23 protein-coding genes are annotated in these 23,373 nt (G+C 62.5%); 7 read left to right on the plus strand and 16 right to left on the minus strand.

All coding sequences use genetic code 11. The annotated features are described in order from the left end of the window. The first annotated feature begins 21 nt into the window (after nucleotides 1-21). Nucleotides 22-1,455: an aldehyde dehydrogenase family protein gene (locus ACSQ3G_RS11325; RefSeq protein WP_436110102.1), complete on the plus strand. Its 1,434-nt coding sequence runs from the start codon at nucleotides 22-24 to the stop codon at nucleotides 1,453-1,455. A gap of 59 nt (nucleotides 1,456-1,514) precedes the next feature. Here ACSQ3G_RS11325 and msrA read toward each other — a convergent pair whose 3' ends face one another. The 8 genes from msrA to ACSQ3G_RS11365 all read right to left on the minus strand — a co-directional run bounded on the left by msrA (nucleotide 1,515) and on the right by ACSQ3G_RS11365 (nucleotide 9,676). Continuing rightward, the gene (gene msrA / locus ACSQ3G_RS11330) at nucleotides 1,515-2,039 is read right to left on the minus strand and encodes a peptide-methionine (S)-S-oxide reductase MsrA (RefSeq protein WP_046633284.1); all 525 of its coding nucleotides are present in this window, start codon (nucleotides 2,037-2,039) and stop codon (nucleotides 1,515-1,517) included. Between the two features lie 74 nt (nucleotides 2,040-2,113). Continuing rightward, nucleotides 2,114-2,806, minus strand: coding sequence for a hypothetical protein (locus tag ACSQ3G_RS11335; protein WP_436110103.1), 693 nt, complete (start codon nucleotides 2,804-2,806; stop codon nucleotides 2,114-2,116). 8 nt (nucleotides 2,807-2,814) lie between these two features. Then, nucleotides 2,815-3,867 carry an ABC transporter ATP-binding protein gene (locus tag ACSQ3G_RS11340; RefSeq protein WP_436110104.1) on the minus strand — a complete coding sequence of 351 codons (1,053 nt, stop codon included), beginning with the start codon at nucleotides 3,865-3,867 and terminating at the stop codon, nucleotides 2,815-2,817. 49 nt (nucleotides 3,868-3,916) lie between these two features. Further along, the gene (locus tag ACSQ3G_RS11345) at nucleotides 3,917-4,759 is read right to left on the minus strand and encodes a carbohydrate ABC transporter permease (RefSeq protein ID WP_046608602.1); all 843 of its coding nucleotides are present in this window, start codon (nucleotides 4,757-4,759) and stop codon (nucleotides 3,917-3,919) included. Next, entirely contained in the window at nucleotides 4,749-5,681 is a 933-nt protein-coding gene (locus tag ACSQ3G_RS11350) for a carbohydrate ABC transporter permease (protein ID WP_436110105.1), read from the minus strand. The genes ACSQ3G_RS11345 and ACSQ3G_RS11350 overlap by 11 nt, the downstream gene beginning before the upstream one ends. A gap of 14 nt (nucleotides 5,682-5,695) precedes the next feature. Further along, on the minus strand, nucleotides 5,696-6,937 hold the full coding sequence (locus tag ACSQ3G_RS11355; protein ID WP_436110106.1) for an ABC transporter substrate-binding protein: 1,242 nt from the start codon (nucleotides 6,935-6,937) through the stop codon (nucleotides 5,696-5,698). A gap of 91 nt (nucleotides 6,938-7,028) precedes the next feature. Beyond that, the gene (locus tag ACSQ3G_RS11360) at nucleotides 7,029-8,630 is read right to left on the minus strand and encodes an FAD-dependent oxidoreductase (protein WP_436111705.1); all 1,602 of its coding nucleotides are present in this window, start codon (nucleotides 8,628-8,630) and stop codon (nucleotides 7,029-7,031) included. A 14-nt stretch (nucleotides 8,631-8,644) separates the two neighbouring features. Then, entirely contained in the window at nucleotides 8,645-9,676 is a 1,032-nt protein-coding gene (locus ACSQ3G_RS11365) for a LacI family DNA-binding transcriptional regulator (RefSeq protein ID WP_436110107.1), read from the minus strand. A gap of 106 nt (nucleotides 9,677-9,782) precedes the next feature. Between ACSQ3G_RS11365 and ACSQ3G_RS11370 the strand changes: the two genes are divergently transcribed. Next, entirely contained in the window at nucleotides 9,783-10,265 is a 483-nt protein-coding gene (locus ACSQ3G_RS11370) for an SGNH/GDSL hydrolase family protein (protein ID WP_436110108.1), read from the plus strand. Between the two features lie 7 nt (nucleotides 10,266-10,272). After that, nucleotides 10,273-10,440, plus strand: a complete 168-nt coding sequence (locus tag ACSQ3G_RS11375; protein ID WP_436110109.1) for an SGNH/GDSL hydrolase family protein — start codon at nucleotides 10,273-10,275, stop codon at nucleotides 10,438-10,440. A 66-nt stretch (nucleotides 10,441-10,506) separates the two neighbouring features. Here the strand turns inward: ACSQ3G_RS11375 and ACSQ3G_RS11380 are convergent, their stop codons facing one another. From ACSQ3G_RS11380 to ACSQ3G_RS11415, 8 genes are all read right to left on the minus strand, one after another. Next, complete coding sequence (locus ACSQ3G_RS11380) at nucleotides 10,507-11,688, minus strand: mandelate racemase/muconate lactonizing enzyme family protein (protein ID WP_436110110.1); 1,182 nt, start codon at nucleotides 11,686-11,688, stop codon at nucleotides 10,507-10,509. Between the two features lie 10 nt (nucleotides 11,689-11,698). Next, nucleotides 11,699-12,610, minus strand: coding sequence for a dihydrodipicolinate synthase family protein (locus ACSQ3G_RS11385; protein WP_436110111.1), 912 nt, complete (start codon nucleotides 12,608-12,610; stop codon nucleotides 11,699-11,701). Further along, nucleotides 12,607-13,443, minus strand: a complete 837-nt coding sequence (locus ACSQ3G_RS11390; RefSeq protein WP_151043043.1) for a carbohydrate ABC transporter permease — start codon at nucleotides 13,441-13,443, stop codon at nucleotides 12,607-12,609. Before ACSQ3G_RS11390 ends, ACSQ3G_RS11385 begins: the two co-directional genes overlap by 4 nt. Nucleotide 13,444: 1 nt before the next feature. Further along, a complete protein-coding gene (locus ACSQ3G_RS11395; protein WP_436110112.1) occupies nucleotides 13,445-14,377 on the minus strand; it encodes a carbohydrate ABC transporter permease in 933 nt (310 codons plus the stop codon). 183 nt (nucleotides 14,378-14,560) lie between these two features. Further along, the gene (locus ACSQ3G_RS11400; protein WP_436110113.1) at nucleotides 14,561-15,832 is read right to left on the minus strand and encodes an ABC transporter substrate-binding protein; all 1,272 of its coding nucleotides are present in this window, start codon (nucleotides 15,830-15,832) and stop codon (nucleotides 14,561-14,563) included. A gap of 85 nt (nucleotides 15,833-15,917) precedes the next feature. Then, nucleotides 15,918-16,724 carry an SDR family NAD(P)-dependent oxidoreductase gene (locus ACSQ3G_RS11405; RefSeq protein ID WP_436110114.1) on the minus strand — a complete coding sequence of 269 codons (807 nt, stop codon included), beginning with the start codon at nucleotides 16,722-16,724 and terminating at the stop codon, nucleotides 15,918-15,920. Continuing rightward, a complete protein-coding gene (locus ACSQ3G_RS11410) occupies nucleotides 16,721-17,815 on the minus strand; it encodes an ABC transporter ATP-binding protein (protein WP_436110115.1) in 1,095 nt (364 codons plus the stop codon). The genes ACSQ3G_RS11405 and ACSQ3G_RS11410 overlap by 4 nt, the downstream gene beginning before the upstream one ends. 17 nt (nucleotides 17,816-17,832) lie before the next feature. Further along, nucleotides 17,833-19,557, minus strand: a complete 1,725-nt coding sequence (locus ACSQ3G_RS11415) for an SMP-30/gluconolactonase/LRE family protein (protein ID WP_436110116.1) — start codon at nucleotides 19,555-19,557, stop codon at nucleotides 17,833-17,835. A 138-nt stretch (nucleotides 19,558-19,695) separates the two neighbouring features. On the opposite strand from ACSQ3G_RS11415, the gene ACSQ3G_RS11420 reads away from it, so the two are divergent. From ACSQ3G_RS11420 to ACSQ3G_RS11435, 4 genes are read left to right on the plus strand one after another with little or no spacing between them, the layout of a single operon-like run. After that, entirely contained in the window at nucleotides 19,696-20,847 is a 1,152-nt protein-coding gene (locus ACSQ3G_RS11420) for a mandelate racemase/muconate lactonizing enzyme family protein (protein ID WP_436110117.1), read from the plus strand. An 18-nt stretch (nucleotides 20,848-20,865) separates the two neighbouring features. Next, a complete protein-coding gene (locus ACSQ3G_RS11425; protein WP_436110118.1) occupies nucleotides 20,866-21,789 on the plus strand; it encodes a 2-dehydro-3-deoxygalactonokinase in 924 nt (307 codons plus the stop codon). A gap of 2 nt (nucleotides 21,790-21,791) precedes the next feature. Further along, nucleotides 21,792-22,721: a 2-dehydro-3-deoxygalactonokinase gene (locus ACSQ3G_RS11430; RefSeq protein ID WP_436110119.1), complete on the plus strand. Its 930-nt coding sequence runs from the start codon at nucleotides 21,792-21,794 to the stop codon at nucleotides 22,719-22,721. 12 nt (nucleotides 22,722-22,733) lie between these two features. Continuing rightward, nucleotides 22,734-23,354, plus strand: coding sequence for a 2-dehydro-3-deoxy-6-phosphogalactonate aldolase (locus ACSQ3G_RS11435; protein WP_436110120.1), 621 nt, complete (start codon nucleotides 22,734-22,736; stop codon nucleotides 23,352-23,354). Nucleotides 23,355-23,373 lie beyond the last annotated feature (19 nt).

A 23,373-nucleotide genomic window follows, 5' to 3' on the forward strand; every position in this document is an offset into this window, starting at 1 on the left:
TTCACATGAAAGGAGAGGTCCATGACCATCTACCAGAACCTGATCGCCGGCGAATGGGTCGGCTCGGACGCTTCCAAGAACATCAATCCATCCGATACCAACGATGTCGTGGGCATGTATGCCCAAGGCAGCGCCGAAGACGCCAAACAGGCGATCGCCGCGGCAAAGGCAGCATTCCCCGCCTGGTCGCGCTCCGGCATCCTCGAACGTCATGCGATCCTGAGAAAGGCCTCCGACGAAATCCTCGCGCGCAAGGACGAACTAGGCGCCCTTCTCGCCCGCGAGGAAGGCAAGATCCTTCCGGAAGCGACCGGCGAAGTCATCCGCGCCGCCCAGATTTTTGATTTCTTCGCTGGCGAAGCATTGCGCCTGACCGGTGAACTGGTGCCGTCTGCCCGTCCGAATATCGGCGTCGAGATCACCCGCGAACCGCTCGGCGTCATCGGCATCATCACGCCGTGGAATTTCCCGATCGCCATCCCCGCATGGAAGATCGCGCCGGCGCTCTGCTACGGCAATACCGTCGTCTTCAAGCCTGCCGATCTCGTACCCGGCTGCGGCTGGGCGATCGTCGACATCCTCCACCGCGCCGGCCTGCCGAAGGGCGTCCTGAACCTCGTCATGGGCCGTGGCTCGGTCGTCGGCCAGGCCATGCTCGACAGCCCGGATCTCGCCGGAATCACGTTTACCGGCTCCACCGGCACCGGCAAGCGCGTCGCGCTCGCCTCGATCGAGCATAACCGCAAGTTCCAGCTCGAAATGGGCGGCAAGAACCCGATGGTCGTCCTCGACGACGCGGACCTCAACGTCGCCGTCGAAGCCGCCGCCAATTCGGGCTTCTTCTCGACCGGCCAGCGTTGCACCGCCTCCTCGCGCCTGATCGTGACGGAAGGCATCCACGACAAGTTCGTCGCAGCACTCACCGAGAAGCTGAAGACGATCAACGTCGACAACGCCATGAAGGCCGGCAGCCATATGGGCCCGGTCGTCGACGACAAGCAGCTGAAGCAGGACACCGACTATATCGAGATCGGCAAGAACGAAGGCGCCAAGCTTGCCTTCGGCGGCGAACTCGTGAAGCGCGACACGCCCGGCTTCTATCTGCAGCCGACGCTGTTCACCGAAGCGACCAACCAGATGCGGATCTCGCGCGAGGAAATCTTCGGACCGGTTGCTTCCGTCATCCGGGTGAAGAACTACGAGGAAGCGCTGGCAACCGCCAACGACACGCCGTTCGGCCTGTCGGCGGGCATCGCCACCACCAGCCTGAAGCATGCGACCCACTTCAAGCGCAACTCCGAGGCCGGCATGGTGATGGTCAACCTGCCGACGGCGGGCGTCGATTTCCACGTGCCGTTCGGCGGCCGCAAGGCCTCGTCCTTCGGCCCGCGCGAACAGGGCAAGTATGCCGCTGAATTCTTCACCGTGGTGAAGACCGCCTACACGCTCGCCTAAACAAAAAAGGCGCTGCCATTTCGAAATGGCAGCGCCTTCAATTCAGAAATCGCGATAGCTTATTCGGCGGCAGCAACGCTGGCGCGCTTCGGCAGCTTCCAGTTCGGACGCGGGAAATGGCATGTATAGCCATTCGGATAGCGCTCCAGGTAATCCTGATGCTCCGGTTCGGCCTGCCAGAAATCGCCGACCGGCTCCACTTCCGTCACCACCTTGCCCGGCCATAAGCCCGATGCGTTGACATCGGCGATCGTATCTTCGGCGACACGCTTCTGCTCGTCGTTCTCGTAATAGATCGCCGAACGATAGCTCATGCCGATATCGTTGCCCTGGCGGTTCTTCGTCGACGGATCGTGGATCTGGAAGAAAAATTCAAGGATATCGCGATAACTGGTCTTGGCCGGATCGAAAATGATCTCGATCGCTTCGGCATGGGTGCCGTGATTGCGGTAGGTCGCGTTCGGCACGTCGCCGCCGCTATAGCCGACACGGGTCGAAACCACGCCGGGCAGACGCCTTATCAGGTCCTGCATGCCCCAGAAACAACCACCGGCCAATACGGCCCGTTCGGTAGACGTCGTCATGCTTTCCTCCTTCGGTTTTGGATTTGCACCTAAAATGGCGATCCGGCGGAGGAAATTCAATCCATCGCCACCACTCAGCCGGCCGCCGCGTCAACGATGGGACGCACCGCGGCTTCGAGGCTTTCGGGTGTGGTGCCGGTGACGATGACGCCGAGCAGCGGCGCCGCAATGCCCGCCGCCTTCAGCCTTGCCAGATCGCCAGCCACGAAACGCTTCTGGCTCGGCGCGATGACCGGAATGCCGGCCTTCGAGGTGATTTCCCTGTAGCGGTCAAGATCGGTCTCGTTGAGCGGCTTGCCGTAATCGGCAAACGACGCGACGGACGCCTCCATCATGGCGCCGGGAATGGCGACGATGGCCTTCAAATCCTCGTCAGTGCTCCCTTCGCCGAGCGCTGGGATCGGGCGGAGCTTCGACTGCAGCAGATGCAGCTGAAGATGGTCGAAATAGACGTTGAAGCCTTCAAAACCCAGTTCGGCCAAGGCATCGAGTTCGTCCGGCGTCGGCACCGTCTCCTGGCCGGCCATCACCAGCAGCGGCACCCCGAGCGGCGCCAGCTTCTCGAAAAACGGCCGCTCCTCGGCAAAACTGCCGAACGTCGTGCCGGTCGCGCGGTGATAGGCGTTGAGATGCACCTTGATCGCAAATGCCCCTGCCCCGATCGCCGCCTTGGCAAGATCGAGGTCGTGCCGGGCGAGCGAGACGATGACCGGGAATTCGCCGCCGCGCAGCGCCTTGGTAAGTTTGGTTTCGGGATAATTCGGCATCGCAGGCCTCAGTTCAACCGCTGGCCGCCATCGGCGGCGAAGAGATGGATATTGCCGAGTTCTGGCCGCACCCGGATCGTCGCGCCCGGCGACAACGACACCCGTTCGCGAAACACGCCGGTCACCAGCGTTTCGCCCAGTTTCATCGTCACCTGCGTCTCGGAACCCATCGGCTCGACCAGCACGATTTCCGCAGGCACGCCGCTCTCGTCCAGGGCGAAATGTTCGGGACGAATGCCGTAGACCGTCTTTCGGTCCCTGTGCCCGTGCGCTGCCTCGGGCAGTGGCAGCAAAATACCGGGCGCGGAGAAGCCTTCCGGTGTAATCGTGCCGGTCAAAAAATTCATCGACGGCGAGCCGATGAAGCCCGCCACGAACTGGTTGGCCGGCCGGTCGTAAAGGTCGAGCGGTGCGCCGATCTGCTCGACCCGCCCGCCGTTCAGCACGACGATCTTGTCGGCCATGGTCATCGCCTCGACCTGGTCGTGGGTGACATAGATGGTGGTCGTCTTCAGTCTCTGGTGCAGGCTTTTGATCTCGCCGCGCATGACGACGCGCAGTTTCGCGTCAAGATTGGAAAGCGGCTCATCGAACAGGAACACCTTGGGATCGCGGACAATCGCCCGGCCCATCGCAACGCGTTGGCGCTGGCCGCCGGAAAGCTGGCGCGGGTAGCGATCGAGCAAGGGCGCAAGACCAAGAATGTCGGCGGCCCATTTGACCCGTTCGGCGATCTCCGCCTTGCTGCCGCCGCGGTGTTCCAGCGAGAATCCCATATTGGTCGCGACCGTCATATGCGGATAAAGCGCATAGTTCTGGAAGACCATGGCGATGTCGCGGTCCTTTGGGTCGAGGTCGTTGACCACCCGCCCGCCGATATTCACCTCGCCGCCGGTAATTGTCTCCAGCCCGGCGACCATTCTGAGCAGGGTGGATTTGCCGCAGCCGGACGGGCCGACCAGCACCACGAACTCGCCGTCGGTGATGCCGAGATCGATGCCGTGGATGATGTCGACGGCGCCATAGCTCTTGCGGACATTGGAAAGGGTAACTTCAGCCATCAATCAGATTTCCGTTTCTTCAGCCTCAGTGTTTCAAAAGGTGAGTTTTTCAACCCTTGAGGCCGGTATGCGCGAGCCCTTCGACGAATTGCTTCTGCGCGATGATGAAGACGATGAGAACGGGCAGCGCTGTCAGGGTCGCGGCAGCAAGCTGGATGTTCCACATCGGCCCGCCATAGGCGTCCGTGTATTGCGTCAGCGCCTGCGGCAGCGTGAATTTGTCGGCACTCGACAGGAACACGATCGGTTCCAGATAGAGGTTCCAGGAATGCAGGAAGGTGAAGATCGCGACCGACGCGAGCGCCGGCCTTGCAAGCGGCAAGGCGATCTTGCGAAAAATCTTGAAGCGCCCAAGACCATCGACCCGCGCCGCCTCTTCGAGCTCGACGGGCAGCGCAATGAAGAACTGCCGCATCACGAATGTCGCGAACACGCTCGGCGCGCCGAAGATCGGCACCAGGATCAGCGGCCAGTGGGTGTTGACCATGCCCGCCTTCAGGAACATCTGGAAAAGCGGCACGATCGTCACTTCCGATGGGATCAGGAGCCCGAGCAGCACGACCATGAAGATCGCATTGGCGAACGGAAACTTGATGCGCGCGAAAGCATAACCCGCCATGGAGGACACGACCATCGTGCCGATCGTCACCAGTGCGGCGATATAGGCCGAATTCCAGTACTGCTTCACGAAGGGCTGCAGTTCGAAGACCTTCGAATAGGTCGTCCAGTCGTAGCTTTCCGGCAGGAGCTGCGGCGGAAAGGCAAAAATGTCGCTGATCGGCTTCACCGACGACGTCACCATCCACCAGGTCGGAAAGACGAAGGGGATCAGGAGAACGCAGAGCAGGCCGTAGAGAAACACTTGTCTGCGCGGGGAGAGCTCAGCTTTCATAAAAGACGATCCTCTTGCGCATCTGCCACTGGGCGAAGGTGAGCACGGCGACGATCGCGAACAGCATGATCGACAGCGTCGAGCCGTAGCCGAAGAAATGGAACTGGAAGGCCTGCTGGTAGAGATAATAGACGAGCACCGTTGTCGTGAGGCCCGGCCCGCCTTGCGTCAGCACCGCGATCTGCGCGAACACCTGCAACGAGCCGACGATGGTGATGATCGAGGTCAAAAGGATGGTCGGGCTGATCAGCGGCAGGGTGATGCGACGGAACTGCTTGAAGCGCGGTGCGCCGTCGATACGGGCCGCCTCGTAGAGTTCGTTCGGCACGCCCTGGAGGGCTGCGAGGAACAGGATCATGTTGAGGCCGACATTCTTGAACACCTGCACCACGATGACCGAGATCATCGCCGTTACCGGTTCGCGCAGCCAGTTCGGCCCATCGATGCCGAAGACGAGCAGCACGCCGTTGATGCCGCCGTTCTTCTGCAGCAGGAAACCCCAGACGATCGTCCAGGCGACCAGCGACACCACGACCGGCGAGAAGAACAGCGTGCGGAAGATGGTGATGCCGGCGAGCTTCTGGTTGAGCAGCACCGCAAGCAGAAGCGCCAGGCTCAGGTTGAAGATCACCAGCCCGGCGGAAAAGATCGCCGTCGCCCCGAGCACTGACGGCAGGCTCGTGTCTTCGAGCAGCATCTGGTAGTTCGCGAGGCCGGTATAGGTGAAGGTATTGGCGAGCACGTTCCACTCGTGCAGCGAATACCAGAAGACCAGGCAGAGCGGGATCAGCACGAACAGCGTGATCCCGATCAGTTGCGGGGCGATGAAGAGAAACCCGGCGAGGCTGTCGCGCCGCGCGACCGTCCAGAACGACGATGAGGAGCGGCCTTCCGGACGGGCGGTTTGCTGCACGACAGCCATCGACACGAGCCCCCTTAACGCTTCAGAAGCGGGCCGATCTGGCCGCAGATCTGCTGGAGGGCTGCCGGGATATTCGCATCCGGACGCCAGACGGCATCGAGGCCCGAACGAACCACCTGCTGGATCTGCGCAAAGCCCGTATGGCCTGGAATGACCTTGCCGGTGGCAATGCCGGAGATCACGACCTTGTCGATCTGCTCCTGGCTCAGCAGCGGATTGGTCTTCTTCAGGACTTCGGCGTTCAGCAGCGACTTGCGAGCCGACGGGAAGAACTGGCTGAGCTTGGCCGAGTTTTCCGGGTTCGTCATATAGGCGACGAATTCGGCCGCCGTCTTGGCGTTCTTGCCCGACTGCATGACGCCGACACCCGCCTGACCGATCAGCGCATAATTGCCGGCCGGCCCCTTCGGCAGCGGCACGAGATCCCAGGCGAACGGCTTGTCCTTCGGCAGCAGCGAGGCGCGGCTGATCTGGGTGATCGTCATTGCCGCATTGCCGGCGAAGAAGTCGACGCTTTCGCCGGGACCCGGCATCGCCTTGTTCTTGAAGACGGCGTTGTGAATGAAGGTCAGCGCGTCGACCATCGGCTTCTCGGTCATCGTGCAGGTCTTGCCGTCGGCGCTCCAGGGCGAAGCGCCCCAGCCGTTCCAGACGGAGGCAAGATTCTGCCAGATCTGAAAGTTGAAGTCGCGGACGATCAGGCCACCCTTGCCCGGGACCTTGCCGACGGTGGATGCGGTGGCAATCGCATTGTCCCATGTCCACTGGTTGGCTGCGATCATTTCCGCCGGAGTCTTGGCGCCGGAAGCCTTGATGAGGTCGTTATTGACGAACATCGCAAACGGCGAGGTCGAGAACGGATAGGCAAACAGCTTGCCATCCTTGGTCCAGCGCTCGGCGGCCGTGGCGCTCAGTTCTTCCGCATTATAGCCCTTGGTGGCCTTGAGCGTATCCGTCAGCGGATAGAGCGCGCCGGAATTGACGAAGTCATAGGCGGCGGTCTCGAAGATCCAGGCCATGTCAGGCGCATTGCCGCCGGCGATCTGGGTCGTCAGCGCCGTCGTATAGGTATCGAAGGGCAGCGACTCGTAGGTCACCGTCACGTTCGGATGGTCCTTCTTGAAGCCGGCAGCGATGTCGCTGAACAGCTTCAGATGCGCCTCGTTGGCGCTCCAGATGGTCATGCGCAGGTTGACCGCGTCCTGGGCGTTGGCAATGCCGCTCCAGCAGAGCGGCACGGCCACGGCCAAGGCCAAGGCCGAAACCGCAGATTTGAAAGTCCGATGATGTTTATTCCCGTTCCTCCTCCAAAGATTGGTTTGTTTGATAGACAGGCCCCTGGCCGTCCTAGTAGGCGGCGACGTCCGGCCAGCGCATTTCGATGCCTTCACGGCTGAGCTCTCTCTGGAAATTCTGGAGCTTCTCGTCGTTTTCCTGGACCTGATGCGGCGTAAGATTTTTGTCGAGGCAATGGGCGGCGAGCATGCCGGCGACTTCGCCGATGTTCCATTCGACCGGGTGAAGCCGATAGCAGCCATTGGTGATGTGGGTCGTGCCGATGTTCTTGCCGGCCGGAATGAGGTTTTTCACCCGCTGCGGCAGCAACGCGCCGAGCGGAATCTCGAACGGGCAGGACGGCACGTCGATATAGTTGTCGCCGCCGGTCGAGGGATGCAGGTCGATCCGGTACATGCCGATACCGATGCTGTCGCGGTAATTGACCGCGCCCTTTTCGCCGCGCACCGAGTAGGACAGGTCCTGCTCGACGATGCGGGTAACCGGCTTGATGCGGCGGCTCTCGCGGATATAGGGAGCCATGGCAAGCCCGTGCTCGGTGCCGGTAATGTCGCCGCGCAGGCGAAGCCCGGGAAAACCCTGGCCGCCGTCGACGCGCGGGGCTTCGGTCTGCAGCCAGTAGAACAGCGAATAGGAGAGGTCGGCAGCCGATTTCAGCTGCTTTGCCTTGTCCTCTTCGGAAAGGTCGATGATCGTGCCTTCCATGTAGTCGATCATCGGCCAGTTCACGAGGCAGATGTCGGAGGCGTAGGCGCCGGGCACGAAGTTGTTGCGCGCCGCGATGCGCCGGAAGATCCACAGGTTCTCGTCGCCGCCACCCTTGCGCTGGTCGGCATCGACGGCAAGCGGATCGTCATTCGGATTGGGCGTGAACGAGCGGGTGGTGAAATCGAGCGTGCGCGGATGCGGGGCGGTGAAGCCGAGCAAAGGGCCGCCCCAGAAATGCGGCTGGTACGCGCGCCAGGAATCGTAGTTCTCCGGCTTGTCGATCGTCTGGTCGCCGTCGACGTGATCGATGGCAAAGCAGATCGACACGGCCTGGACATTGTCCGGCTGCGCTTCAGATGGCGCACTCGGCTCGCCGGTGTCGGACTGGGCCTCGAAGCCCTTCACATATTCCGTGCCGGTCATCGGCAGCAGATCGCCGAGTTCCGTTGCATCGAGGATATAGGCGGCGGAGATGCTGATCTCCCGTCCCGTGTCGCGATGCCGAACGGTAACGGAACGCACCGTATCCCCGTCGACATCGGCAGCGACCGGGCGATAGGGCTGCAGCACCTTCAGCTTGCCGGCGCCGCGATAAGGCGCAAGCATCGCTTCCATGACGGCGAGACTGACGCGCGGCTCGGCGCAGATGCGGCTGACCCAGCCGGCACCGGGATTGAGGTCACCCCAGGCGCGTGCGCCCTCGGTCAGCGGATAGTGGTCGCGGTAATACTGGCGGATGCCGCTGCGCAGCTTCCGGTAGGAGCGGGTAATGCCGAACTGCTCGACCCAGGTATGCTCGTCGGAGGGCACAGCCTGGCTGGTCAGCTGGCCGCCGATCCAGTCGAACTCCTCGGTCATGATCACGCTGCGGCCAGCCCGGCATGCACCAAGTGCTGCCGCAACACCGCCAAGACCGCCGCCTACCACCAGAATATCCGTATGCATCTCTGTCACGTTGATCATGTCCGTCTTTTTGCGGGTCCAAGGGTTTCCCCCTCGACCGGTTCACAGGTCAGAAGAATTTGGCCGCCGGCATCTCCACTTTCGATGCGGCGCACCAGCATCGCAGTCGCCTGCCGACCCATCTCCTCGCGGGGGATGTCGAAGGCGGTGAATTGCACATGGCTGCGTTCCGCGCGGATATGGCTACCGAGCACGACGGCCGAAAAATCACCGGGGATGGACAGGCCACGCGCGCGCGCAGCCGCCTCGACACGCACCGCATCGGCGAGCTCGACAAAGAAGGCGACAGTCGCACCGCTGCCGAAAAGAGCGTCCAGTATCTCGTCTGCCGCACGTCCCGCCGTTTCGATATGCAGGACAAGCTCGAGACCGTCGCCGAGAGCACCGTCAAAGCCCGACCACCGATCGGCAGTCGATTCCGCCGGTCCCGGTGGGCCGATATAGGCGAGCTTCGAATGCCCGAGCGCCCTTGCCTTCTCGACGAGCGCCCGCGTGCCGTTCGCATAATCGCCGCCGACATAGGGAACCGGCCCGCCGGCGTCCTCGCGCCGGCCGATCGCCACGAACGGATAGTCGCCGGATACCAGTCGCGTCAGCTCCGCGCGGTCGAATTCGCGGCCGAGCACGAGGCAGCCATCGGCGATCCTTAAGCGATTGCCATCAGCAAAGATTTTCCGATCCTGCCCGACACCGGCACCTGTCAGGAGCAGAAGGTCGTAATTCTGGATCTGCGCCTCTTCCTCGATGCCGAGCAGGAAGGGCGTGAAGAAGTCCGCCTGGGCGCTTGGAAAGGCCGGCTCATAGGTGAACACGCCGAGAATGCGGTTCAGCCCCTTCGCCATCCGGCGCGCAATCGGATCGGCGACGTAGCCGGTGGTGCGAATGACCTGCTGGACGCGCTCGCGGGTCTCCTGCGGAATACGCGCCAGAGATGTTGGCGCGCCGTTCAGCACAAGCGAAACGGTCGCCTGGCTGACGCCGGCCAATTTCGCAATGTCGTGCTGAGTCAAACGCTTAGGCGCAACCACGCAAGATCCTCCCTCTTCCTCTTGACTGCTAATGCGTATTAGCAGCTAATACGTATAAACAAGATTATGGCGGCGGCTGTCAAGCGGGAAAATGAAGGAAAAGTTGATGAGGTTTGCGGAGCATCTGAAATCGCTGGAAATTTCCGGCACCCGAGTATTCGGCGACAGCATCACCGCCGGCTTCAATACCTCCCGGGCCGAACTTGCCTGGCCGGCACTGTTTGCCAGTGCGGTCGAAGGCTTCCCGATCCGCAATCACGCCATCCCGGGAACGGTGCTGCAGGGCTCAAAGCTTGTCGATGGAAAGCCGAGTTTGAACAATGGTATCGGGAGGTTTGTTCAAGCACTTCTTGATCGACCGCACGAGGACGCGATCCTGATCCTCTACGGCTACAATGACGCTCGCTACACTGCGGCTCCCGAAACCATGAATGCCGCAGGCTTCGTGCGGGATTATAGCCGTATCCTGAAAGGGCTGATCGCCGCCGGGCACGGGCAAGGGATCGCGATCGGCAGCCCCCTATATTCCGGATGCCGGGTTCTCGGTTGGAAGCGCAGGGTTCACCGGCCAGACCCGCCAGGGCTTTGAGCGTTATGTGGAAGCGGTCCGCGAGCTTGCCCGGCAATTCTCGGTTTTCTATGCCCCGGTCTACGAAAGGATGATGGAGCACGGCGACGGACTTCTCGCCTCGCCCGACATCACCCACCCCAACGACTCCGGCCACCGGGTGATCTTCGAAGCGTTCCGGGATGCCGCACGGTGATGATCTCAGGCGCTGCGCCCAGTCGCCATGCGGCGACAGCCCCTTCAACAATCGACGTCGATCCTGTCACCGTCTGACGACAAACTCGAACACGTCCTCCTTCGGCTCGACGCCGAGGCCGGCGCCGGTCGGCACCACATAGGTGCCCTCGCCCGACGCCATGTCGCCCTTCGTATAGGTGAGGTTCCGGTCGAAGATAGAGTGCTGGTATTCGTGATAGGGCACGTTCTGCAGTGCGGATGACGCCTGCAGGCTCGCCGCCATGAAGATGCCGACGCTGATCGACGCGTGCGGCATGATGTTCATGTGGAATGCCTGCGCCATCTGGCCGATGCGGATGAACTCGGTGATGCCCGTATGCCCCATTTCCGGCTGCACGATGCTCATCGCCCGCTTTTCGAACCGCGGCCTGTATTCGTAGGTGGTACGCAATTCCTCGCCGAGTGCCAGCGGCACGCCGATGCCGGCCGCAACCCGCGCCTGGCCCTCGAGGTTCTCCGGCTGCACCGGCGCCTCGGCAAAATAGAGATTGTAGGGTTCCAGCCGCCGGATGATGCGGATCGCCTCGCCCGCTTCGAACTTCCAGTGCAGGTCGGCCATCAGGTCGATATCCGGCCCGACCGCTTCGCGCAGAGCCGCCATTTCCTTGACGATATCCTCCTCGGAGACCACCGCCGCGAACTTGATGCCCTTGTAGCCTTTGCCGACCCAATGTTCGGCCAGATCGCAACGCTCCTTCAGCGTCGCTTTCGGCAGGCCGGAGACATAGGCGCGGATCGTATCGTGCCGCCGCCCGCCAAGCAGCGTCGAGACCGGCACCCCGAGGTTCTTGCCGGTCAAATCCCAGAGCGCGATGTCGACGCCTGCCAGCGCGTCGAGATAATAGCCGCCGAAGAAACCGCGCACCCGCATCAGGTCGTAGAGGTCCTCGTGGATGACCGCCGCATCACCCGGATCGCGGCCGATGATGACCGGGCCGAGCACGTCGTCGATGATCGCCTTGGTCGCCTCCGGCGCGACGATCCCATAACACTCGCCCCAACCGACCTTGCCGCTCTCGCCGGTGACCTTGATCAACAGCGTCATGTCGGTCGAGGGATAGATGGTGCGGTTGCCCTTGCGGATCAGGTAACCGCGCGCATTGATCGCCTCGCCTTCCTTGAGTGGCCCGAGATAGGGCACCTCGCGGGGAATGGAGATGATGAAGGTCTCGACCGAGACGATCGCATCGACGACGTTTTTCGGCATGGGTTCCAGCTCAGTTCGGCTTGTGATTGGTATAGGGCAGATCGGCCTCCGCCAGAAGCAACGCCAATTCCTTGGCATCGCCCTCGTCGAATTTCGGCCCCTTGCCGCGGACGAACGTGTGCTTGATGACACCGCGCCGGCGCAGCACTTCCTTGGTCATGTGCATGCGGAAGATCGCCTGGAAATTCAGGAGCGGCAGCGAAACGTTGTAAAGTTTGCGGGTGGTCGCGACATCGCCCTTCTGCCAGGCATGGATCATCTGCGCATGGATGTCGGCAAGCTCGGCGGCCGGCATTGTGCCGGCGGCACCGCGCGCCAGCTCGTCGGTGATGTAACGCCCGCCGGCACCGCCGAAGATCGCGTCGAGCGAACCGTTGGCAGCCGCCTTGATCCGGGTCAGATGCTGGCCGCAGGGCGCGGTCTCCTCCTTGACGTAGCGGATTTCCGGCACGGCATTTGCGACAGCCGCCACTTCTTCCGGCGTCAGCCCCGCACCGATCGGCTTCGGCTGGTTCTGCAGCATGATCGGCACGCCCGCATCAGCCGCCACTTCCCTGAAATAGGCGGTCTGGGCGGCGATGTCGTTGCCGAGAGACAACGGCGCCATCACCATGGCCGCCCCTGCCCCGATTTCCGCCGCCTGCGCCACATGTTTCGCCGCAGCCTTCGGATCCGGATCGCTGGCGCCGATGATGATCGGGATGCGCCCGCCGATCCGCTCCGCCAAGAGTTCCACCTGCCGCCTGCGTTCTTCCGGCGTCAGCGTGTCCACTTCGCTGGCGACACCAGGATACACGACGCCGTCCACGTTGCTCTCCAGCGCGAAATCGATGATCGACAGGAAGTCCGCCTCGTCGATCGATCCGTCGTCGCGGAACGGTGTGGGAAGAACGGGGAAAGCCCCCGCAAGGATCTTGCTCATTTGACTGCTCCGGCGGTGACGCCCTGAATGAAATAACGTTGGAGGAACATGAAGGCCACGACGATGGGTGCAGACGCGATCAGCGATGCCGCCATGGCGCCGCCCCAGTCCGAATTGACCTCGTTGAGATAGGTGAGAAGCAGGCCCGGCCCGATCGTGCGCTTCTCGTCCGAGACGATCAGCGTCATCGAATAGAGAAGGTCGTTCCAGGACCACATGAAGGAATAAAGGAACACCGTGACGATCGGCGGGATCGAGATCGGGATGACGATCGTGTGGAAGATCCGGAGATCGCTCGCACCGTCCGCCCGCGCCGCATCGATCAGCTCGTCCGGCACCTGGGTAAAGTAGCTGTAGAGCATGTAGGTCGAGACCGGCAGCGCGAAGACGATGTAGCTGAGGATCAGTCCCGGCCTTGTGTCGAGCAGGTTCAACTCGCTCATCAGCGGATAGATGGAGATCAGCAGCAGGCCGAACGGGAACATCTGTGCCGAGAGCATGAACAACATCACCGGCTGACGACCGAAATAACGATATTTGGCGAAGCTGAAGCCGGCATAGAGCGCCAGCAGCGTCACCAGCGCGGCGCTGCAGGTCGAGGTGATCAGGCTGTTCATCAGGTACATCGGCAGTTTGCCGGTGGTCAGCGCCCGGATGAAATGCTCGAGGCTCGGCATGGTCGGAAACGGCGTCGGCACGACCCGATAGAGTTCGGCATTCGCCTTCAGGGACGAGATCACCAGCCAGTAGAGCGGGAAGAACAGAAAGAAGCCGATCACCGCAAGGGCGGCAAAGAAGACGATTTTTGCCTGACGGGAGGAAAGGTCGAACATCTCAGTTTCCTTTCACCAGCATGCGCAGATAGAGGAAGGCAGGCGGCAGGAGCGCCGCAACCCAGAGCACGCCGACGGCAGACGCAAAGCCGATATCCCACTGCTCGAAAGCACGGCGATAGACCTCCACGGACAGAACCGTCGTCGCCCGCACCGGGCCGCCACCGGTCAGCGCGTAGATCGTATCGAACTGCTGCAGATTGCCGATCACGCCGAGAACCACGACGATCATCAGGACCGGTCGCAGATGCGGTAGGATATGGTCGCGCAGCACCGCCCAGTTGCCAGCGCCATCGACGCGCGCCGCATCGATCTGCTCCTTGTCGAGGTTCTGCAGGCCGGCGAGGAAGAAGGACATGAAAAGCGGGATGGAGAGCCAGATCTTGGTCAGCACCACCGCCAGCATGGCGCCTTCAGGCGTCGACAGCCAGGCCTGTGGGTAGTCGATCAGCCCCAGTTCCATCAGCAAGGCGTTCAGCACGCCGTAGCGGGAATTGAAGATCCAGCCCCAGATGAAGGCGCTGACCGTCGATGGCAGGACCCAGGGCAATAGCGACAGCGACCGCAGCACCGCGCGGCCGGCAAACGGCTGGTTCATGATCAGCGCCCAGCCGAGACCGGCGACCAGCGTGCCCGTTGTGGTCAACACCACATAGATGGCCGTCGTCCAGAACGCCGTCCAGACATCCGGGTCCGACGCGATCTTATAAAAATTCTCGAAGCCGATGAAGCGCGGCTCCATCATCTCTACGGTGTATTCGAACAGCGACAGGCCAAGCGCCGACAGAAACGGATAGAGGATGACCGCAGCAAAGGCGATCGCCGCCGGCAGCAGCAGAAGCAGCCCGATGCGGTTTTGCCCCGCTTTCAGGCCCCCGCGGTTCGCATGCGGCGAGACCGGATAGGCACCGACATTGTTTTCGATCACGGCCATGGGTTCATTTCCTGTAGATATCATTATGCCAGCAGCCACGGAGCACGCCCCCTCACCCGGCCTCCGCTGCGTTCGGCCACCCTCTCCCCGCTGGGGAGAGGAGGGACGGCGACGGCGCGGCATATCCCTTCTCCCCTCGGGGAGAAGGTGCCGGCAGGCGGATGAGGGGGAGCCTCGACCGACCTATTCCGACTTCTTCGCCTTCTCCATGCTGGTCGTCAGCCGAGCCTGCATGGACTTGATGGCATCGTCGGCCGATTTCTGGCCGAGCAGCGCGCCCTGCACTTCCTCGCCGATGATGTTGGTGAGGTCGGCGGCATTGGACCAGATGCCGACTTCGTTGCGGCGGGCGTCACCCGTCGCGGCCGACCAGTTCTTGAGATAGGCGTCGTCGGCCACCGCCGCGCGGGCGGACTTGGTGACCGGCAGCGCGCTCATCTTCAACGGAAGGTCCGTCTGTACCTTGTCCGAAATGATGTAGGTCAGGAACTTGTCGGCCGGATCGTCAGCCTTGGCCTTGCCGCCGGCGGCGAACTGCACGAGCAGATGTCCCCACTGGACGGAAACAGACTTGTCACCAGCCTTCAGCACAGGGGTCGGCATCGGCAGCACATTGGCATCGAAGGCCTGGCCTTTGCCGGAGAAATCACGCAGGAAAGTCCGGGTCTGCGGGGCGTCGAGATAGAAGGCCGAAGCACCCTGCGCCAGCAGGCGGCGCGAATCCGGGCGGTCGATTTCCGGAGCCGCCAAGCGGTCCTTCAGCAGGCCGACCATGAAGCCGAGCGCATCGCGGCTCTGCCGGCTGTCGACGACGACCTTGCCGGCGTCGTCGATGATCCGGCCGCCATGCACCCAGTTCCAGACCATGAAGTCGATCAGGATCGAGCCGTTGTTTTTGGTCGCCATGGAGTACGGCACCGAGTTGGGTACCTTGTCGCGCACCGCGACCAGGGCTTTCTTGAAGTCTTCGACGGTCTTCGGAGCGTCATTGATGCCGGCCTTGGCGAGCACTTCCTTGTTGGCCACCATGCCGATCGAACCGGACAGAAGCGGCAGTGCAAGCTGCTTGCCGTTGATATTGCCCATGGCGAGCGCATCCGGCGCGAAAGCCGCCTGGAGCTTGTCCTTGCCGTAGACCGTGTTCAGGTCGACGAGATTGTCGAGGCTCGCGAAAGTCGGCAGCCAGCGTTCGGAAAGCTGGGCGACATCGGGCAGGGTTTTCGACCGGGCGCGCAGAAAGATATTCTTCTGCATGTCGCCCCAAGCGAAGCCGAGCGGCTCGACCGTCAGCTTCTCGGTCTTCTGGAAATTGTCCAGGACACCCTGGACGATCGCCTTGTTGGCCTCTTCCGCATAAGTGAAGCTCATGAAGCTGAGATCGGCTGCCTTGGCGGCACCCGAGCCGAGCGCAAGCGCGACGGCGGCAGTGCCGATCAGTCTGGTAAATGTATTCATCAGATCCTCCCGAAACGATGATGATGGAACTCTGTTTCAACCTGAAAAAGGTCAAGCGGCGAGCGCCGTATCCGCCTTACCCTCGTTAGACGACGCCTCCATCGACGATGAATGTCTGTGACGTGATGAGGCGGGAATCGTCTGCCGCCAGGAACAGCGCCATGCGGGCGATATCGGGCGGCAGCAGATGCTCCTTGAGGCACTGGACCTCGAGGTATTCGGAAAACTTGCCCTGGTAGACACGCTTGGCGCGCTCCACCTGGCGCTCGGTCAGCACCCAGCCGGGCGCGATCGAATTGACGCGGATATTGCGTGTCCCCAGTTCGCGGGCGAGCGACTTGGTCATGCCCATGACCGCGGATTTCGCGGTCGTGTAGAAGATCAGGCCGGCAGCACCGCGCATCCACGAGATCGAGCCCATGTTGATGATCGACCCGCCACCGGCCTCCGCCATTTCCGGCACGACGGACTGAACCGCGAAGAACTGATGGCGCAGGTTGGTCTGGAAACGCTCGTCCCAATAGTCCGGCGTCACGTCTTCGAGCGGCATGCGATCGTCATTGCCCGCATTGTTGACGAGCACCCGGATCGGTCCGATTTCGGATCGCAGCGCCTCGATCCCGTCCTTCAGGGCGTCGATGTCGCGCAGGTCCGCGGTACCATAGAACGGTTTGTTGCCGGTCTTTCTCGCGACTACCTCGGCCGTCTCGTCGGCAACATTGGCATTAAGGTCGAGGAACCCGACCCTGCAGCCCTGGGCGCAAAAATGCTCGACCAGCGAGGCTCCGATGCCCGAACCGCCGCCGGTGATCAGCACGCCCCTGCCCTTGAGGCTCGGATACTTCGCGGCCTCGACCTCGGCCTTTGCGACGAGTTCCGGATGGATGGTCATGCGGCCTCCAGAGCGACTGGACGCGCCGACGCCAGTGACAGGCCATCAGCGGAAAAAACGTGGATCATGGCCGGATCGACATGCACGCCGATCGGCTCCCCGCGCTTGACGGCCCGGTCGCCGGAAAGCCGCACCACGACCATCTCCTCGGAGCCTTCGAGCGCCACATAGGCATAGGTGTCGCTGCCGAGATGTTCGGTCATGGTCACCGTGCCGGCAAGCGAATCCGGGGCGCCACGGCTCACCAGCTCCACATGCTCCGGCCGGATGCCGATCTCTGCCGGCGTGGAGGACAGGTCGCGCGGCAGACGCACTTCTCCGCCCGGAACAGTAAAGACGCCTTCGCCTTTCCTGGCGCCGAGGCTCAGGAAATTCATGCGCGGCGATCCGATGAAGCCCGCAACGAAGCGGTTCACCGGCTTGTTGTAGAGATCGAGCGGCGAGCCGATCTGCTCGACACGGCCGGAATTCAGCACCACGATCTTGTCGGCCAGCGTCATCGCCTCGATCTGGTCGTGGGTGACATAGACCATCGTGGTCCCGAGCGTATCCTTCATGCGGGCGATCTCGATACGCATTTCCACGCGCAGCGAGGCGTCGAGGTTGGAAAGCGGCTCGTCGAACAGGAAGATACGCGGTTCGCGAACAATGGCGCGGCCGATCGCTACGCGCTGGCGCTGGCCGCCGGAGAGCTGGCGGGGCTTGCGCTCGAGATAGCTGTCGATTCTGAGTTTTTTGGCCGCCTGAACGACGCGGGTGTCGATCTCCGGCTTCGGCGTGCCGGCAAGCCTGAGCGCATATCCCATGTTCTCGGCAACCGTCATATGCGGATAGAGCGCATAGGACTGGAAGACCATGGCGATACCGCGCTTGGCCGGCGGCACGTCGTTCACCAACTCGCCGTCGATCGCCATTTTGCCCGAGGTGATTTCGTCAAGCCCGCAGATGAGCCGCAGCAGCGTCGATTTTCCGCAGCCGGACGGACCGACGAAGGCGACGAATTCGCCGTCTTCGACCGTCAGGTCGATGCCCTTCAGGACTTCGGCCGAGCCGAAGGATTTGCGGATGTCTTTGAGTTCAAGCTTGGCCATGGGTGTCTCTTGATGTCTCAGCCCCCGAACATCTGGGCTGCCTGGCCCTTGATGCCGGTATCGATGGAAAACACGCTGCCGGAGAGCGGCGCTTCGGAAAGCTGCGCTGCCGAAAGCCGGATGCGGGCGGATGTCACAAACAGGGTCTGCATGTCGGCACCGCCGAAGACGCAGCTCGTCGGGCGCGGGATCGGCAGGTTGATCACCCGCTCCACCTTGCCCTGAGGATCGTAGCGGGTAACGCACCAGCCGTCCCAATGGGCGATCCAGACGAAACCTTCCGCATCGACCGTCATGCCGTCCGGCTTGCCTTCGGCCTCCGGCACGGTGATAAAAGTCCGGCGATTGGCGACTTCGCCGCTTTCGATATCGAAATCATAGGCATAGACCGTCTGCCGGTTGGTATCGGTAAAGTAGAAGATACGGTCGTCCGGGCTCCAGCCAAGCCCATTCGAGACGTGGAAACCGCGATCCATCTCCCGCGAGCGACCGTCCGGCTCGATCCTCCAGAGCCGCCCCTGGTCCGGCGTCGTGTCAATCGCCAGCGTACCGGCCCAAAGCCTGCCGCGACGGTCGCATTTGCCGTCGTTGAAGCGATTGCCGGGCCGGTCGGCCTCCGGCCGCGAGATCGTCGTGATATCGCCGGTCGAAAGATCGATGCCGCGGATCTCGCCATGCATGGCCGCGACGAAACCGCCGCGCGAGCGAGGGATGACGAAGCCGATCAGTTCCGGCACCTGCATGGACGTGTAGGTGCCCTTCACCGGGTCGCCGGTATGGACGGCCGGCGCCAGGATATCGACGAAATAGAGCTTCTTGTGCTCGGGCGACCAGTGCGGACCCTCGCCGAGAAACGTGCTTGCCGGAATGACGCAGCGCACGTCGGCGCGATCGGGGCCGAGAGGACGCGGCTTGACAGCAAGCGACATGGGAAACTCTCCAAAATTGCCGGATGTGCGGCGCGCCGCCTCGATGACGTCGCGGCCGAAAGCGTGCAGCCGATCGACCGGCAGGCGGAAGGACGGGCCGATAATACCGATCGCGCCGATCGGTTCGCCGCGATGGTTGAGGACGGGTGCTGCGACCGAGGAAATGCCGATATGCTGCTCGTCGACCGAGACGGCGTAACCACGTGCCTTGGTAAGATCGAGCTGGCGGCTCAGCTCCTCGGCATTGACGATCGTGTTCGGGGTCAGCCGTTCCAGTTCGATGCCGTCGAGCAGCGCACGGCGTTTTTCGAGCGACAGATGCGCCAGGATCGCCTTGCCGAGGCCGCTCGCATGCGGTGCTGCGCGCGAGCCGACGCCGTTGTTGAGGCGCAGCGGTTGCGGCACTTCCCGCTGGTCGATGTAAAGGATGCTGCCGCCGTCGAGCACGCCGAGGCGGATCGCCTCGCCCGTCAGGTCGCGAAGCCGCGCCAGTTCCGGTTCGGCCGCGCCGCGCAGATCGAAATTGTCCCAGACCTTGTGCGCCCATTGGAACAGCCGCGGCGCCAGCCGGTAGACCTGGTCGCGGGTATCGAAGTGGAGCAGACGTTCGTCGACCAGCGCCTGCAGCAGCCGGTGCAGCGTGCCCTTCGGCAATTGAGTCTGGTCGAGCAGTTCGGTGAAGCGCAGGCCGCGGGCTTCCGCCGCCACCGCATCGACGATCTGGATGCCGCGCGTCAGCGCCTGAACACCCGGCACGCCGCCGGTATCATTGGCGACATCCTTGTCGATCGCTTCCAATTGTACCTTGGCCATGCCCTCTCCCTGACGACGATTTTTGATGCCGCTCCCACAGCACGCCGCCTCGCTCTTGCCAAGAAAGTTATCTTGGAACTAAGTTCCATGTCAACGGCGAAACTGAAGCGGCAAGGAAGTTGCCCATGGGAGGATATCTTGCGCATTACCAAAGTGGACCATTGGCTGGTCCGTATGCCGTTCACCGAGGACATTCTCTGGGGTTCCGGGCGGCGAATCGGCACGACCCGGCTGATCTGCCGCATTGAGACGGATGCCGGGATCATCGGCTGGGGCGAGACAATCTCGCTGATCGCCAACGTGCCCGCAGTCTTCGCCGATGTCGTCGCACCACTGGCGATCGGCTACGCGGTCGCGGATGCGGAACGTTTCCACCGCCATGTGCTCGGCGCCGGCTTCTATCACCACAAGCGCGCCGCAGTGATGGCGATCTGCGCCATGGAAATGGCGATGTGGGATGCGCTCGGCAAACAGGCGAACCTGCCGCTTTATGCCATGTGGGGTGGCCGCTGGCGCAAGGATGTCGAAGCCGCCGCCTATCTCTTCACCAACGACCCCAAAGGCCTTTCGGAACGCCTGAAGCGCTTCCTCGACCTCGGTTATACGACCTTCAAGGTGAAGATCGGCTTCGACGAAAGGAGCGATATCACGCTCGCCGAGACCTCCCGGAAGGTGATCGGCGACCACCCGCTGCGGCTTGACGTCAACGGCGCCTGGAACCCGGCGACCGCAAAACGCCAGCTCGAAAAACTGAGAGCCTTCGATCCGGCCTATGTGGAACAGCCGCTGGAGCTCGACGATCTCGCCGGCCATGCGGCGCTCGTTGCCCGCTCAACGGTGCCGATCGCGCTCGACGAAAGCGCCTATACCCTGTCCGATGTCGGAAACATCATCCGCGCCAATGCCGCCGATGTCGTGCTTCTCGACCCGCACGAGGCCGGCGGCCTGTGGCAGACGATCAAGGCGGCGGCGATCTGCGAGGCGGTCGGCATCCCGGTGACGCTGCATTCCGGCGCAGAACTGGCGCTGTCGCAATCGGCCTATATCCATCTCGCGGCATCGCTGCCGAACATGTCGATCGCCATCGATACCGAGCGCGCCTATCTCGGCGGCGATATCTCGCCCAATCCGCCGGTTCTAAAGGATGGCCGCTTCGAGGTGCCGGAAGGGCCGGGCCTCGGCGTCGAGATGGATATCGAAATGCTCGAAAAATACCGCGTGCCCGGCATCGCCGGCGCCTATCTCGATACCGAGCGCAAGGACTGGTTCCCGGTCAAACCTGCCTACTGATTCCTTGAGGATTGTTTCATGTATATTGCCATCGAATGGACCTCCGCAGCCTTCCGTGCGCTGCTTCTCGACGACGACACGGTGCATGGCGAAAAGAAGAGCGATCGCGGCACGACCAAGGTCACCGCCGGCGGTTTCGAGACAGCACTCCGCGAAGAACTCGGCGAGTGGATCGGCAACGCGGAAAAAATCCTGTTTTCCGGCATGGTCACCAGCCGCAACGGCTGGATCGAAAGCCCCTTCGCCCCGGTGCCGGCAGGGCCTGCGGATTTGCTGGCCCAGGCGGTTGCGCACGAGGTCGAAGGCCTGCCGCCGCTGATCTTCCTGCCCGGCATCGCCCAGACCAAACCCTTGCCCGACGTGATGCGCGGCGAGGAAATGTCGCTCTTCGGCCTCACGGAAACCGACGGCATCTTCGTACTGCCCGGTCCTCATGCCAAATGGGTGACGATGAAAGGCGGTCGTATCACCGCGATCACCACTTACATGTCGGGCGAAATCCTCAATCTGCTCAAGAAGGATTCGCTTGTCTCGCGCCTTATCCCGGCAACCTACGAGGAGCGTCCGGAGGCATTTCGCCGCGGCGTCCAGACCGCGCTTGAACAGGAGACCCTACCCGGCCGCATCCTCGCCCGCGTCTTTTCAGCGCGCAGTCTGGTCCTGTTCGACCGTCTGGCGCCGGAAGAGATCGCGGACTACCTCGCCGGCCTGATGATCGGCGCAGAAATTTCGGAAGCGCTCGGGCAGGACAAACCGAGGAAAATCAACATCGTTGGTCACGCCGCGCTCGCCGAGCGTTACAAGACGGCGCTCGAGATCTTCGGGGCGCAGACAAATCTCGTCACGCCCGACATCGGTGCCGGTTTCCGCCGGGTCGCCTCTCGACAGGGTGATACGTCACGGGCTATCGAAGGGGCGAAAGCCGCTTCGGGAGAAATGTGACCATGCCCAAACCCACCTCGATCATCCTCGATTGGGGAACGAGTTCGCTGCGCGCCATGCTGGTTTCGGAAACCGGCGAAACGCTCGATACCCGCGATACGTCGAGCGGCGGCATCCAGTTCGTCAAGAACGGCGCCTTCGAGCAGGCGTTGATGGAAACGGTGGGCGAATGGTTTTCGGCACATGGCCCCCTGCCCGTCCTGGCAAGCGGCATGATCACCAGCCGCAACGGCTGGGTCGAAGTACCCTATGTGGATACGCCCGGCGGGATCGCCGAGCTTGCGGCCGGCACACGCAAACTCGCTCTTCAGAACGGCGCCGTCATCACCTTCCTGCCCGGCATGCGCGATCCGGCTGCAAAACCCTTTCCGGATGTGATGCGCGGCGAGGAAACCCAGATCATCGGCTACGGCCTCGGGCGCGACCGCACCCTGGTCCTGCCCGGCACCCATAGCAAATGGGCACGGGTCAGGGACAACCGGATCGATGGTTTCCAGACGTATGCGACCGGCGAGGTATTTTCGCTTCTGACCAAACATTCGTTCATCGCCAAGGCTCTGGAGCCGCAGCCAGGCGCCGAGCCGGACTGGCAGAGTTTCGATCGCGGGGCGGAATTCGCAGCGAGCGATTCGGCCGCCGCCGATGCCTTCCTGTCGGCGATCTTCAGCGCCCGCACCGGCATTCTCGACGGCAAATTGAAGCCCGAGGATATCCTCGATTACGTCTCCGGCCTCGTCATCGGCTCGGAATTCCGCCAGGCCCGCGCTGCCGGTTGGTTCAAGAACGGCGATACGATCGGCATCGTCGGCAACAACGTGCTCAACAGCCGCTACGGCCGGATCGCGCCCCTGTTCGGCCTGACGGTCGAACCCGCTCCGGAAAACGCCGCGAAACGCGGCATCATGCTGATCGCGGCCGAAGCCGCGCAATAAAGGAGTTTCGAGATGACCTTCCAAGAGGCGCTCAAAGCATGCAATCTCGTCGCCATCCTGCGCGGCATCAAGCCGGAGGAGGCTGAAAGCGTCGGCGAGGTGCTGGTCGAGGCCGGCTGGCGGATCATCGAAGTCCCGCTGAATTCCCCCGACCCGCTGAAGAGCATCGAAAAGCTGGTCAAACGTTTCGGAGACCAGGCGCTGATCGGAGCCGGCACCGTACTGACACCTGCCCAGGTCGCCGACGTCGCCGCGACCGGCGCCAAGGTGATCATCTCGCCGAACGCGAATGTCGAAGTCATCAAGGCCAGCCGCGCGGCCGGCATGGTGAGCCTGCCGGGCGTCGCAACCCCGACGGAAGCCTTCGCGGCGATCGAGGCCGGCGCCAGCGGCATCAAGGCCTTTCCGGCGGAAGCGATTCCGCCCTATGTCATCAAGGCATGGAAGGCGGTACTGCCGAAGGACATTCCGGTACTCGCTGTCGGCGGTGTCACGCCCGAGAATATGGCTGTCTACGCGCAGGCGGGCACAGCCGGGTTCGGCATCGGTTCCTCCCTTTACAAGCCAGGTGCCGACCTCGCCTCGATCGGGCAAAAGGCGAGAGAATTCATCGACGCGATGCGTGCCCTCTGAGGTCTGAGCCTCCGTCGCA

The organism is Neorhizobium tomejilense, assembly GCF_964254135.1.
Classification (GTDB): Bacteria; Pseudomonadota; Alphaproteobacteria; order Rhizobiales; family Rhizobiaceae; genus Neorhizobium; species Neorhizobium tomejilense.